The organism is Ruminococcus hominis (assembly GCF_014287355.1).
Classification (GTDB): domain Bacteria; phylum Bacillota; class Clostridia; order Lachnospirales; family Lachnospiraceae; genus Schaedlerella; species Schaedlerella hominis.
Map to the genome: position 1 here is coordinate 1,765,061 of NZ_JACOPE010000001.1, position 13,414 is coordinate 1,778,474.

General features: G+C 38.4%; 11 protein-coding genes. 2 read left to right on the forward strand and 9 right to left on the reverse strand.

Features of this window, described 5'->3' with window-relative positions; genetic code table 11:
- Positions 1-8: 8 nt before the first annotated feature.
- From yihA to H8S40_RS07900, 6 genes are all read right to left on the reverse strand, one after another.
- Positions 9-617 carry a ribosome biogenesis GTP-binding protein YihA/YsxC gene (gene yihA / locus H8S40_RS07875; RefSeq protein ID WP_186864984.1) on the reverse strand — a complete coding sequence of 203 codons (609 nt, stop codon included), beginning with the start codon at positions 615-617 and terminating at the stop codon, positions 9-11.
- 27 nt (positions 618-644) lie between these two features.
- Entirely contained in the window at positions 645-2,957 is a 2,313-nt protein-coding gene (gene lon, locus H8S40_RS07880; RefSeq protein WP_186864985.1) for an endopeptidase La, read from the reverse strand.
- A gap of 198 nt (positions 2,958-3,155) precedes the next feature.
- Positions 3,156-4,427 (reverse strand): ATP-dependent Clp protease ATP-binding subunit ClpX, encoded by a 1,272-nt coding sequence (clpX, locus tag H8S40_RS07885; protein ID WP_117989267.1) that lies wholly within the window; start codon positions 4,425-4,427, stop codon positions 3,156-3,158.
- A gap of 30 nt (positions 4,428-4,457) precedes the next feature.
- Positions 4,458-5,039, reverse strand: a complete 582-nt coding sequence (gene clpP / locus H8S40_RS07890) for an ATP-dependent Clp endopeptidase proteolytic subunit ClpP (protein ID WP_022075568.1) — start codon at positions 5,037-5,039, stop codon at positions 4,458-4,460.
- Between the two features lie 31 nt (positions 5,040-5,070).
- Positions 5,071-6,357: a trigger factor gene (gene tig, locus H8S40_RS07895; protein WP_118737364.1), complete on the reverse strand. Its 1,287-nt coding sequence runs from the start codon at positions 6,355-6,357 to the stop codon at positions 5,071-5,073.
- A 258-nt stretch (positions 6,358-6,615) separates the two neighbouring features.
- A complete protein-coding gene (locus H8S40_RS07900; RefSeq protein ID WP_118723539.1) occupies positions 6,616-7,164 on the reverse strand; it encodes a DJ-1 family glyoxalase III in 549 nt (182 codons plus the stop codon).
- 162 nt (positions 7,165-7,326) lie between these two features.
- Here H8S40_RS07900 and H8S40_RS07905 point away from each other — a divergent pair, with 162 nt between their 5' ends.
- Both H8S40_RS07905 and H8S40_RS07910 read left to right on the forward strand, forming a co-directional pair.
- Positions 7,327-7,809: a CYTH domain-containing protein gene (locus H8S40_RS07905; RefSeq protein ID WP_186864986.1), complete on the forward strand. Its 483-nt coding sequence runs from the start codon at positions 7,327-7,329 to the stop codon at positions 7,807-7,809.
- 106 nt (positions 7,810-7,915) lie between these two features.
- Positions 7,916-8,302 carry a helix-turn-helix domain-containing protein gene (locus H8S40_RS07910; RefSeq protein ID WP_186864987.1) on the forward strand — a complete coding sequence of 129 codons (387 nt, stop codon included), beginning with the start codon at positions 7,916-7,918 and terminating at the stop codon, positions 8,300-8,302.
- 93 nt (positions 8,303-8,395) lie between these two features.
- Here H8S40_RS07910 and H8S40_RS07915 read toward each other — a convergent pair whose 3' ends face one another.
- From H8S40_RS07915 to secA, 3 genes are all read right to left on the reverse strand, one after another.
- Complete coding sequence (locus tag H8S40_RS07915; RefSeq protein WP_118723537.1) at positions 8,396-9,613, reverse strand: homoserine dehydrogenase; 1,218 nt, start codon at positions 9,611-9,613, stop codon at positions 8,396-8,398.
- A gap of 35 nt (positions 9,614-9,648) precedes the next feature.
- Positions 9,649-10,747, reverse strand: a protein-coding gene (prfB, locus tag H8S40_RS07920; protein ID WP_186864988.1) for a peptide chain release factor 2 whose coding sequence is annotated in 2 segments (ribosomal slippage) — positions 9,649-10,683 and positions 10,685-10,747 — 1,098 coding nt in all. Because the reading frame shifts where the segments join, the coding sequence is not laid out codon by codon here.
- 39 nt (positions 10,748-10,786) lie between these two features.
- Complete coding sequence (secA, locus tag H8S40_RS07925; protein ID WP_118723535.1) at positions 10,787-13,363, reverse strand: preprotein translocase subunit SecA; 2,577 nt, start codon at positions 13,361-13,363, stop codon at positions 10,787-10,789.
- Positions 13,364-13,414: the final 51 nt, after the last annotated feature.

Consider the following 13,414-nt stretch of genomic DNA (forward strand, 5'->3'; position numbering starts at 1 on the left):
AATTTATCTTATTCTTCTGCCTCTTCCTCATTGCCAAGATATTCTGTCTCCACAAGTTCCCAAATTTCATCCCGGCCTTGTTTTGTTACAGAAGAAAATGGAATAATCTTTGTTCCCGGAACTAAATTCAATCCCGTCTTTACCATTTTCACATGTTTCTGAACCTGACTTCTTTTCAATTTATCTAACTTTGTGGCAATAATAATCGGTTCAAAGCCCTGTTCAACAATCCAATCATACATCATCTTATCATTTGCAGATGGGTCATGACGGATATCTATCAACAAAAATACTGCTCTTAACTGTTTTGAACCATGAAGATATCTTTCAATTAATTTTCCCCATTCGATTTTGTCCTTCTCGGAAACCTTCGCATAGCCATATCCCGGAAGGTCCACAAGATACATTTCTTCATTGATATTATAAAAATTAATCGTCTGCGTTTTTCCTGGCGTTGCAGAAATTCTTGCATAAGATTTTCTGTTCATCAACGCATTGATCAAGGAAGATTTACCAACATTTGATTTACCTGCAAATGCAATCTCTGGCAGTTCATTTTCCGGGAGTTTACTTGTAATACCACATACTGTTTCCAGGTTAATATTTTTAATTACCATAACGTTCTCCTATATCATTTTTCTGTTTTACACCAATGCTTCTTTCAATACTTCATCCATAGATTCTACCGGAATAATTTCTAAGCCTTTTGTTATTTCAGAACTTAGTTCCTCCACGTCCACTTGATTTTCTTTTGGAACAAGCACAGTCTTAATTCCGGCATTCTTTGCAGCAAGTAATTTTTCTTTCAGTCCACCAATTGGAAGTACTCTTCCCCTTAAGGTGATTTCTCCTGTCATTGCCAGGTCTGCACGTACCTTTCTTGCTGTAATTGCAGATAAAATAGCTGTTGCCATTGTAATTCCCGCTGAAGGACCATCTTTTGGCACTGCGCCTTCCGGAATATGTACATGAATGTCGTGTTTTTCAAAGAAATCTGCAGCAATCTCGTATTTTTCACTAACTGAACGAATATAACTGATTCCTGCCCCAGCCGATTCTTTCATTACATCTCCAAGCTGTCCTGTCAAGGCAATCTCCCCTTTTCCTGGCATTACATTTACTTCTATTTGAAGTGTATCTCCACCGACACTGGTCCATGCAAGCCCTCGCACAATACCAACTTCATCCACTGGATTTGCCATCTGATATTTATACTTCTCTTTGCCAAGATATTTATGCAGATTCTTCTCTGTCACTGATATTTTCTTTTTATCCGTCGTAAGGATTTCTTTTGCTGTCTTTCTGCAAATATTGCCGATTTCACGCTCCATCTGTCTGACTCCGGCTTCCTTTGTATAATTTTCAGCAATCTTCCAGATCGCTCGTTTGCTGATTGATAATGTATCTGAAGTCAATCCATGTTTCTCTAACTGTTTTGGAATCAAATGTTCTTCCGCAATATGAAGTTTTTCGTTCTCTGTATAGCTACTGATTTCAATAATTTCCATTCTGTCTAACAATGGACGTGGTATCGTCTGAAGTGAGTTTGCCGTAGCAATAAACAGTACTTCTGACAAATCTAATGGCACTTCCATGTAATGATCCTGAAATTTACTATTCTGCTCGCTATCTAATACTTCAAGTAATGCAGAAAATGTATCTCCTTTATAGTCTGAACTGACTTTATCAATTTCATCCAGCAACATAACCGGATTTTTGACACCTGCAGTTTTTAAACCGTTCGCAATTCTACCAGGCATTGCTCCAACATAAGTTCTTCGATGACCACGGATTTCTGCCTCATCACGAACACCCCCAAGTGAAATCCTCACATAAGGTTTCTGAAGTGCTCTTGCAAGTGATCTTGCAATGGAAGTCTTTCCTGTTCCCGGAGGTCCAACCAAACAAAGTATCGGGCTTTCACCTTTTTTTGTCAATGTCCGCACCGCCAGAAACTCTAATACTCTTTCCTTTACTTGTTCAAGTCCATAATGATCTGTATCTAATATTTTTTCCGCATAAGCCAAATCAGTATTTTCTTTCACTGTCTTATTCCACGGCATTTCCAACAGTGTTTCAATATATGTGCGTATAACACCAATTTCTGCCGGAGAATTCATAGAGCTTTTGAATCTTTTGATTTCTTTAAATAATTTTTCTTTCACTTCTTTCGGTGCATTCAATTTCTTCGTTGCTGATTCAAATTCTTCTGCATCTGAAATTGTGGAATCTTCGCCAAGCTCTTCTCTGATTAACTTTAATTGTTCTCTTAAAATATACTCTCGCTGATGCTTATCTACACGTTCTTTTACTTTTGCACGTATCTCATCTTTAATCGCAATAATCTGTATTTCGTTTACAAGCTTAAAACAAAGTGTCTCATAACGTTGCTCAAATTCTGTTTGATTTAAAATATCCTGAAGTTCCATATATGGCAATGGAACATTTGCAGCAATCTCATCCACCAGTTTTTTTACATCTTGAATCTCTAAAATCCCTCCGATGGATTCTTTTGAAAATTTACCATTCTTTGCAGCGTATTCTACAAAAATGTCTTTCAATCCTCGTAACATGGCCTGATCGTCCAAAGTTTCAGGCATAGCTTCGTCATCTTCTATTATTTCTACTTCCGCCTGTAAATAAGGTGCATCATCACTCATATTTATCAAACGGCCCCGCACCTCACCTTCTACAAGTACACGCATTATTTGCTTTGGTAATTTCATAATTTGTTTTACTGTTGCAATTGTACCTATTTCAAATACGTCTTCTTGTGTCGGTTTCTCTGTCTCTATACTTTTTTGTGAAACCAGAAAAATTTTCTGTTCCTCTGCCATTGCCTCCTGTACAGCTGCGATAGAGCTTTCTCTGCTCACATCAAAGTGTACTATCATTTCCGGCATAATGGTAAGCCCTCGAAGGGGTACCATAGGAAGATTTAATCTTTGTTCTGCCATCTTAATATCTCCTTATGTATCTCTATTTATAAACCAGTATCTGGTTAATTTTCGTATTTATTATAACTCTCATCTATATAAAAAGGAAGCGGATACCCAGTATTCACCTAGTTACCCGCCTCTCGTTATCTTTTTGCAGTCAAGCTGCTAAATTCTGATTCATCTGTTGTTGCCAGAATCACCTTACAAGCAACAATATTATGCACTTTCAGATGTCAAAAATGACTGACGCTCTTCTCCGTCACGTTGATACAACGGCTTGCTTTTCCCATTAACAACATCTTTTGTGATTCTGCATTCTTTAATGGTTTCATCTGATGGAACTTTAAACATTGTATCCATCATAATGTCTTCCATAATTGCACGCAGACCTCTGGCTCCTGTTTTTCTAGCCATTGATGTTTCCGCAATTGCATTCAGAGCCTCACGATCAAATTCCAAATTCACGCCATCCAGCTCCAGTAATTTCTGATACTGTTTAACAATAGAATTCTTCGGTTCTGTCATAATACGAACCAATGCTTTCTGATCAAGCATATCTAATGAAACTGTAATTGGTAATCTACCTACCAATTCTGGAATTAAACCAAACTTTGTTAAATCCTGCGGTAAAATCTGCTTCAGCAAGACATCTACATCGTATTCGTGCTGTAATGCAATCTCTGCATTAAATCCAATAGATTTTTTATCCAGACGAGTCTCAATGATCTTCTCAATTCCTTCAAATGCTCCGCCACAAATAAAAAGTATATTTGTAGTATCAATCTGAATCAATTCCTGATGAGGATGTTTTCTTCCTCCCTGTGGTGGTACAGAAGCAACTGTTCCTTCAATAATCTTTAAGAGTGCCTGCTGTACTCCCTCTCCCGATACATCTCGGGTAATTGACGGATTTTCAGATTTTCTTGTAATCTTATCAATCTCATCAATATAAATAATTCCATGCTCTGCACGCTCAATATCTCCATCCGCTGCCTGAATGACTTTGAGAAGAATATTCTCAACATCTTCTCCAACATATCCGGCCTCTGTCAATGCAGTTGCGTCTGCTATTGCAAATGGAACATTTAATATTTTTGCAAGGGTCTGTGCAAGAAGTGTCTTTCCACACCCAGTTGGTCCAAGCATTAAAATGTTACTCTTTTGAAGTTCTACTCCTAAATCCTGACCTGCCATAATCCTCTTATAATGATTATAAACAGATACTGCCAGCACTTTTTTCGCCTCATCCTGACCAATTACATAATCATCCAAAAACGCCTTAATTTCTTCCGGTGTTAAAAGATTAATATCAGAGAATCTGTTTCTCTCTTCATATTCAAATTCTTCTTCGATAATCTCAGAACAAACTTCAACACACTCATCACAGATGTAGGAGCCATTTGGACCTGCAATTAACTTGCGTACCTGGTTCTGTGTTTTATTACAGAAAGAACATCTGACTGTATCATCACCGATTTTTCCTGCCATACTACTCTCACCTCATATTGCACTCACTTCTTAGTGATTTGCAATTACTTCATCAATTAATCCATATTCTTTCGCTGCCTGTGCAGACATAAAGTTATCTCTTTCTGTATCCTTCTGGATAACTTCTAAAGGCTGTCCTGTATTGGCTGCCAAAATCTCATTTAATTTCTGACGTGTGCGCAAAATATGTTCTGCGGCAATCTGAATCTCTGTTGCCTGTCCCTGCGCTCCGCCTGATGGCTGATGGATCATAATCTCTGCATTTGGAAGTGCAAAACGTTTTCCTTTTGTACCTCCTGAAAGAAGAAATGAACCCATACTTGCAGCCATGCCGATACATACTGTAGATACATCACATTTGATATACTGCATTGTATCATAAATTGCCATCCCGGCTGTCACAGATCCACCTGGACTGTTGATATACAGCTGTATGTCTTTATTTGGATCATCTGCTTCCAGGAAAAGAAGCTGTGCCACAATAATATTTGCAGACACATCTGTTACTTCTTCTCCCAAAAAGATAATTCTATCTTTTAACAGTCTAGAATAGATGTCGTAGGAGCGTTCTCCTCGGCTTGTCTGTTCAATGACATATGGTACTAAACTCATAAGACTGTCAGCTCCCTTCTATATTCGCATCTTAGCCTTCTACTGATGCATCTGTAATCAATGTTACAGCTTCCTGAACTGCGATATCCTCTTTCATCTGAGCAGCTTCTGCTTCTCCCATGTACTCTTTGAGTTTATCAAATTCCATCTGATATGCATCTGCCATCTTCTGGATTTCTTCATCTAAACGTTCGTCAGATACTTCGATGTTCTCAGCTTTTACAATTGCTTCGAGAACAAGTCTTGTTTTGATTCTCTTAACAGCCTGTGGCTCGAACTCTTCCATCATCTTTTCCTGTGTCAGTCCTGTGAACTGGAAGTACTGCTCTACTGTCAGTCCCTGCTGCTGGATACGACGTGCAAAATCATCTGCCATCTGTCTTACCTGAAGATCGATCATTGGCTGTGGAATATCCATCTCTGCATTCTCGATTGCCTGCTCTACTGCCTGATCTTCTTTCTTTGCTTTTCCTTCAGATTCTTTTCTGTCTTTGATTTTCTGTTTTACTTCTGCTCTGTATGCTTCCATTGTTTCGCACTCAGATACTTCTGATGCAAATTCATCGTCAGCTTCTGGAAGCTCTTTTGCTTTGATAGCATGTACTGTACATTTGAATACAGCATCTTTACCAGCAAGTTCAGCTGCCTGATACTCTTCTGGGAATGTTACTTTTACTTCAACTTCTTTATTGATCTCAGCTCCGATCAGCTGCTCTTCAAATCCTGGGATAAATGAACCGGAACCGATTGTCAATGGATAGTCTGTTCCTTTTCCACCCTCAAATGCAACACCGTCTACGAATCCTTCAAAGTCAAGTGTTACGATATCTTTATCTTCAACTGCACGATCTGTTACTTCAACAGTTCTTGCATTACGCTCACGCTCTTTTTCGATTTCCTCGTCTACTTCTTTCTGTGTAACTCTTGTAGAATATTTGTCTACTTTAAGTCCTTTATACTCACCAAGTTTTACTTCTGGTTTTGTAGCTACTTCTGCTGTGAAAATGAAATCTTTTCCTTTTTCTAACTGTACGATATCGATAGATGGCTGTGAAACGATATCTAATTCACACTCATCATATGCTTTTCCATATGCTTCAGAGATCATCTTGTTTGCTGCTTCATCATAGAAGATTTCAGCTCCATACATTTTTTCAATCATCTGGCGTGGCACTTTACCTTTACGGAATCCTGGGATATTGATTTTCCCACGCTGTTTTAAATAAGCAGCCTGTAAAGCTTTCTCTACCTCTTCTGCTGCAACTTCGATAGTAAGTTTTGCCATGTTATGTTCTAACTTTTCTACCTGTAAACTCATCTTTACTTCCTCCTTGATTTGTATCTTCTCAGCAGACTATGCATGCTGATTGATATTCTTTTATATTCGAAGACCCTATAGATCTCAACGCATGTTGTGCCTGCTGACATTCTATTGCACAACCCTGTTTATGCGTTTTTACACGAAATGTTTATCAGCCAGTTACTAATATACATTCGCAGTCATTGAAACAGTATAGCACAAACATCCCCTTATTTCCAGTGTTTTTTGCTGTTTTCTTAGCTTTTTGAATAATTTTTATACAAATAAAATAGATTCTTTTACTTCATTTGCTGCTTTTGCTCCGCATAAAACTTCTGTCAGCTTTAATGCGAATGGAATTGCTGTTCCCATTCCCCTGCTTGTAACAATGTGTCCGTCTTGTACAACCGGTTCAAACACAACTTCGGCACCTGTAAGCTGAGCCTCAAATGATGGATAACAGCAAGCTCTTCTTCCTTCCAAAATTCCATACTTCCCAAGCACACTCGGAGCCGCGCATATAGCAGCGATGTTCTTCTTCTCATTATGAAAATCTTTCAAAATGTTCTGCACCCCTTTATGCTCACCCAAATGTAACGTTCCCGGCATTCCACCCGGAAGAACCAGCATATCTGCTACGCTAAAATCAGCCTCATCAAACATTTGATCTGCTTTTATGTTAATCCCATGTGCTCCATGAATATCAAGAGTATCCATAATTGAAACTGTCGAAACTTCTACCTTTGCTCTTCTCAAAATATCAACAACCGTCAAACCTTCTATTTCTTCAAATCCGTCTGCTAAAAATACACATACTTTTTTCATTGTACCATTCCTCCTCCGCAATTTAATTTAACAGTAATATTTTAATATACTCTTTCCGAACTAACAAGAATCTTTGGCTTTTTTATTGAAATTAATCCCATTAAACCTTAAAATCATGTATATACTATAACTACACTTACTTATAAACATTAGGAGATTACCATGGAAATTGAACGAAAATATTTAATTGATGCCACAAAACTGCCTTTTTCACCTGAAGATTATCCTGTTCATCACATCGAACAAGGATATTTGTGCACGGAGCCTGTTGTACGCATCCGCAAAGACAATGAAGATTATTTTCTTACCTACAAATCAAAAGGGCTGATGAGCCGGGAAGAATATAATCTCCCACTCACTAAAGATGCTTACAACCACTTAAAATCTAAAGTTGATGGTCGAATTATTTCAAAAAAACGCTATGTGATTCCTTTGTCACGTTTTATTACGCGAGGTACCTACTCCGATTTAAAAATCGAATTAGATATTTTTTCTGAAGATTTACAAGGGCTGGTTCTTGCAGAAGTAGAATTCCAAGACGAAGAAAGCGCACTTTCTTTTATACCTCCTGTATGGTTCGGCGAAGATGTAACATTTTCTTCTGAATACCATAACAGTAATTTAAGTCAGCGCACCGTTTTGTAATCATTTGTTTACATTTTACGTTTTTGCTCATTTTTGTTGCGTATGATTCTTTCCTTATTGGAAATTGATATAATAATCATATTAATTTTCAACAAGGAGGAGCATCGTGGCGAACTTACAGCTTGCAAAAAATTTACGAAAATACCGCAAAGCACGTGGTTATACACAGGACAAACTGAGCAAGTATCTTAACATCTCACGCCAAGCTTACTCTAATTATGAAAGAGCTAATCGTGATCCGGATATTGGATTGTTAATCAGACTATGTGAGCTTTATAACGTTTCAATGGAAGAACTCATCATTAAACCTTTTAACCAAACCTATATCATCCATGAATCAGGAGATTATCATTTTGCTATCGAAGGAAAATCTAATGATTCCATTATTTTGATGCAAGATGAGATTGATTTGATTTTAAAATATCGTGATTCTTCTTCTGACACACGTGCCATGATTCATACGTTATTAGATTCAGCAAATGCATCGCACTAGGCAAAAGAACCATAAGACTTACTTTTTCCAAGTAAATCTCATGGTTCTTTTATATCTTTAAACTATCTTTTGTATCTCATAAATCCATTGTTCTTATTCTTCTATACGGATCATATGGATGATTCCCGGAAACTCTGCTGATTTTTCTTTATAACTTCCTTCTGTCATCTCTTCCGTAACAAAGCCGAACTCACCATTCAATCCATCTACTTTCACAATTGAAATCGGACCAAATGAGCTCTCCAAATGTGCCTTCATAGCTTCGGCATCACCTTTGATTCGAACAAAAAATTTCTTACTCGTATTATCAAGTGGAAGAAGCTCTAACTTCTCATTTTTCCACATTGTCATGATATTACGATTCAAATGTTTTGCCTCATCAACAACATCTGCGACAACTGCACTCGCTGTTGGAAGTTTACCCGCTCCACTTCCGTAGAACATTGCATCTCCAAGAACATTTCCATGAACAAAAATCGCATTGAACACATCATTTACATTGTAAAGAGGATGCTCTTTATGCAGTAATGCCGGAGCTACAATTGCATGCAAATGATCGTTGTCTCTTTTACTTGACGCAAGTAATTTAATCGTCATTCCCATTTCTTTTGCATACATCATGTCTTCTTTTGTGATATTTGTGATACCTTCTGTATAAATATCTTCAAAATCAACCTGCTGTCCTGAAATTAAAGAAGATAAAATCGCGATTTTACGACACGCATCATAGCCTTCTACATCTGCTTCCGGATTTCGCTCTGCGTATCCTTTATCCTGCGCTTCTTTTAAAACTTCTGCATAATCTGCACCTTCATAGAACATTTTGGAAAGCATATAATTTGTTGTTCCATTCAAAATACCTGTTATTTCTTCAATTTCATCTGCTGTCAATGAAGAGTTCAAAGGACGGATGATCGGAATTCCGCCTCCAACGCTTGCTTCAAACAAGAAGTTAATATTCTTATCGCGGGCAATAGACAATAATTCTGCTCCATGCTTAGCTACCAATGCTTTATTTGATGTTGCAACACTCTTTCCAGCCTGAAGGGAACGTTTTACGAAAGTATATGCAGGCTCAATTCCGCCCATTACCTCGACTACGATTTGTACATCCGGATCTTCTACGATCACGTTGAAATCATGTACCAATTTTTCCTGTATCGGATCTCCCGGAAAATCTCTCAGATCCAGAACATACTTCACATTCAACTCATCCCCGATTCTTTGGTTAATCCGTTCATGATTGGTATGAATGACTTCAACTACTCCTGATCCTACTGTGCCATAACCTAATACTGCTATATTTACCATTTCATTCTCCCTTTCTTGCTATACACATCTATCATCTAATTCGCACTCAAATATGCATTAATAAACGGATCCAGATAGCCATCCATAACTGCATTCACGTTACTGATTTCTTCGTTCGTTCTGTGATCTTTTACCATTGTATATGGCTGCATAACATATGAACGAATCTGATTGCCAAATCCAATATCCTTTACTTCACCGCGGATACCTGACATCTTGTCCGCCTGCTCCTGCTGTTTCAGCAAATATAATTTTGCTTTCAACATCTGCATTGCTTTATCTTTGTTCATATGCTGTGAACGCTCATTTTGACACTGTACTACAATTCCCGTTGGCAAATGCGTAATTCGAATTGCAGAAGATGTTTTATTAATGTGCTGTCCACCGGCTCCGCTGGAACGATACGTGTCAATTCGAAGATCATCATCGTTAATCTCAACTTCAATATCCTCTTGAATATCCGGAATCACGTCGCAAGATGCAAACGAAGTCTGTCGTTTACCTGCTGCATTAAATGGTGAAATACGCACAAGACGATGCACACCCTTTTCGGAGCGCAGATATCCATATGCATTTTCTCCCTGAATTTCAATTGTTACACCTTTTATTCCTGCCACATCGCCTTCCAGATAGTCAAGCACTTCTACTGAATATCCTTTTTTCTCGGCCCAACGTGTATACATACGATACAGCATACTGGCCCAGTCACAGGATTCCGTTCCGCCTGCTCCTGCATGAATCGTCAGGATTGCACTGCACTTATCGTATTCTCCTGTAAGAAGCGTCTGTATTCTCAACTCTTCAAACTCTTCTTTAAACCGCTCCAGATCCTCTTGTATCTCTTGTATCGTATCGTCATCAGGTTCTTCTTCACTCATCTCTATCAGAAGACCGATATCCTCATAATCTGTAAACATTTGTTCAATCTGTTTTACAGAATCCTGGAGTCCTCTCAAATATTTCATTGTCTGCTGAGATTCCTCCGGATTATCCCAAAATCCAGGTTCTTCAATTCTTCTTTCTAATTCTTCGATTCGTTCTTTCTTTGACGCTAAGTCAAAGTGAATCCCTCAAATCTTTCAGCGGTTCTTCATATGCTGTCAACGTCTGTTTCAACTCATCTAACAAAACCACCTTATTCACCTCTTTCATTTTTTATAATTGCTTTAAAAATTATACGATTTTTCTTCCACAGCACTGTTTGTATTTCTTTCCACTTCCGCATGGACATGGATCATTTGGATATATTTTCTTCTCTTCACGTTTTTTCGGAGCTCGTACAGCGGTTTCATCTTTATTCGTTCCTGTCACTTTCGCAACCTGCTCACGCTCTACTTTCTGCTCAACACGGATATTAAACAACGTCTTGATCGTCATCTCTGCGATAGCATTCGTCATTTCGCCGAACATATCATATCCCATCATTTTATATTCTACCAGCGGATCTCTCTGACCATATGCCTGAAGACCGATTCCCTGACGCAGCTGATCCATATCATCAATGTGATCCATCCATTTTGCATCGATTACTTTTAACAATACAACCCGTTCCATCTCTCGGATCTGTTCCGGTTCCGGGAATTCTGCTTCTTTACCTTCATATGCCTTAACAGCTTTTTCTTTCAATAAATGCTTCAGTTCCTTCTGCTGCATGTCTTCAATTTCTTTTGCTGTAGGGAATTTTAATTGTGGAATAACATCATGAAGTGAAACTTCAAGTCCTGTCAAATCCCATTCTTCCGGATCTACATCCGGTGACACACAGCGGTCGACCAGATTTTCCACATATTCCGTGATCATATTATAAACTGTATCGCGCATACTCTCGCCATCCAGAACGCGGCGTCTCTCTTCGTAAATGATTTCACGCTGTTCATTCATAACCTGGTCGTATTCCAATAAATTCTTACGAATTCCATAGTTATTGCTCTCAATTTTCTTCTGCGCCTTTTCTATTGCATTAGAAAGCATCTTATGTTCAATCTGCTCTCCGTCTTCTACACCCAAAGTGTTAAATACGGACATCAATTTTTCGGAACCGAATAATCTCATCAGATCATCTTCCAAAGAAATATAAAAGCGAGACTCTCCCGGATCACCCTGACGACCTGCACGACCACGCAGCTGATTATCAATACGACGAGATTCATGACGTTCTGTACCAATAATCTTCAATCCACCTGCTGCCTTTGATTCATCATCCAGCTTAATATCCGTACCACGGCCAGCCATGTTTGTAGCAATTGTAACAGCTCCATGTATTCCGGCATCTGCTACAATCTCAGCTTCCTGTTCATGGTATTTTGCATTCAAAACATTGTGAGGGATTCCCTCTTTTTTCAACATCTTGCTAAGTAACTCTGATACATCAATTGTAATTGTACCTACCAGAACAGGCTGGCCTGTTGCATGCGCTTCTTTTACTGCCTCTACAACAGCCTTATACTTTTCCTCTTTTGTCTTATAAACAGCGTCATCTAAATCCTTTCTCTGAACCGGAAGGTTTGTTGGAATTTCGATAACGTCCATTCCATAAATATCTCTAAATTCTTTTTCCTCTGTCAAGGCAGTACCTGTCATACCGCTCTTTTTCTCATATTTATTAAACAAATTCTGGAATGTAATCGTTGCAAGAGTTTTGCTTTCTCTCATCACTTTTACATGTTCTTTAGCCTCGATTGCCTGATGAAGACCATCTGAATAACGACGTCCAGGCATAATACGTCCTGTAAACTCATCGACAATAACAACCTCTCCCTCTGGTGTCACCACATAATCCTGATCACGGAACATAAGATTATGTGCACGCAATGCAAGAATGATATTATGCTGAATCTCAAGATTTTCCGGATCGGCAAGGTTTTCAATATGGAAGAATTTCTCTACCTTCTTCACACCATCTTCAGTCAGGTTTACTGACTTCTCTTTCTCATTTACAATATAGTCACCTGTTTCCTCGATATCTTCTCCCATGATGGCATTAATCTTAGAGAATTCACCACTTGCCTCTCCACGTTCCAACTGACGCGCAAGAATATCACAGGCTTCATATAATTTTGTTGATTTACTGCTCTGTCCGGAAATAATCAATGGTGTTCTTGCCTCATCGATCAATACTGAATCGACCTCATCAATAACTGCAAAATTCAATCCGCGTTGTACAAGCTGCTCTTTATAAATAACCATATTATCTCTCAGATAATCAAATCCAAGCTCGTTATTGGTTACATAAGTGATATCACAATCGTAAGCTGCACGTCTCTCTTCACTTTCCATGCTATTGAGAACCACTCCGACTGTCAGTCCTAAAAATTGATGTACTTTTCCCATCCACTCCGCATCACGTCTTGCGAGATAATCATTGACTGTTACAATGTGAACGCCTTTTCCGCTCAATGCGTTCAAATAAGCAGGTAATGTAGAAACCAGTGTCTTACCTTCACCTGTTCTCATCTCTGCAATTCGTCCCTGATGTAAAATAATACCACCAATCAACTGTACACGATAATGTTTCATACCAAGACTTCTATAAGCCGCTTCACGTACTGTTGCATATGCTTCCGGTAAAATATCGTCTAATGTTTCCCCCTCATTCAGACGTTGTTTAAATTCTTTTGTTTTTCCTCTCAGTTCCTCATCAGAAAGTGCCTGCATCTGTGAATCCAATGCTTCAATCTGATCAACTATTGGATATATTCGTTTTAATTCGTTTTCACTATGTGTACCAAATATTTTCTGTATTAAACCCATAATCAGTAGTGTACTCCTTGTCTAATTTTACTCTGTTCTCCATTTTATCAC

Bases quoted from the DNA above. Each gene is read 5' to 3' on its own strand.
- H8S40_RS07900 (WP_118723539.1), bottom strand. From the start codon at position 7,164: ATGAAAAAAGTATGTGTATTTTTAGCAGACGGATTTGAAGAAATAGAA.
- H8S40_RS07915 (WP_118723537.1), bottom strand. From the start codon at position 9,613: ATGGTAAATATAGCAGTATTAGGTTATGGCACAGTAGGATCAGGAGTA.
- clpX (WP_117989267.1), bottom strand. From the start codon at position 4,427: ATGGCAGGAAAAATCGGTGATGATACAGTCAGATGTTCTTTCTGTAAT.
- lon (WP_186864985.1), bottom strand. From the start codon at position 2,957: ATGGCAGAACAAAGATTAAATCTTCCTATGGTACCCCTTCGAGGGCTT.
- H8S40_RS07905 (WP_186864986.1), top strand. From the start codon at position 7,327: ATGGAAATTGAACGAAAATATTTAATTGATGCCACAAAACTGCCTTTT.
- secA (WP_118723535.1), bottom strand. From the start codon at position 13,363: ATGGGTTTAATACAGAAAATATTTGGTACACATAGTGAAAACGAATTA.
- tig (WP_118737364.1), bottom strand. From the start codon at position 6,357: ATGAGTTTACAGGTAGAAAAGTTAGAACATAACATGGCAAAACTTACT.
- yihA (WP_186864984.1), bottom strand. From the start codon at position 617: ATGGTAATTAAAAATATTAACCTGGAAACAGTATGTGGTATTACAAGT.
- clpP (WP_022075568.1), bottom strand. From the start codon at position 5,039: ATGAGTTTAGTACCATATGTCATTGAACAGACAAGCCGAGGAGAACGC.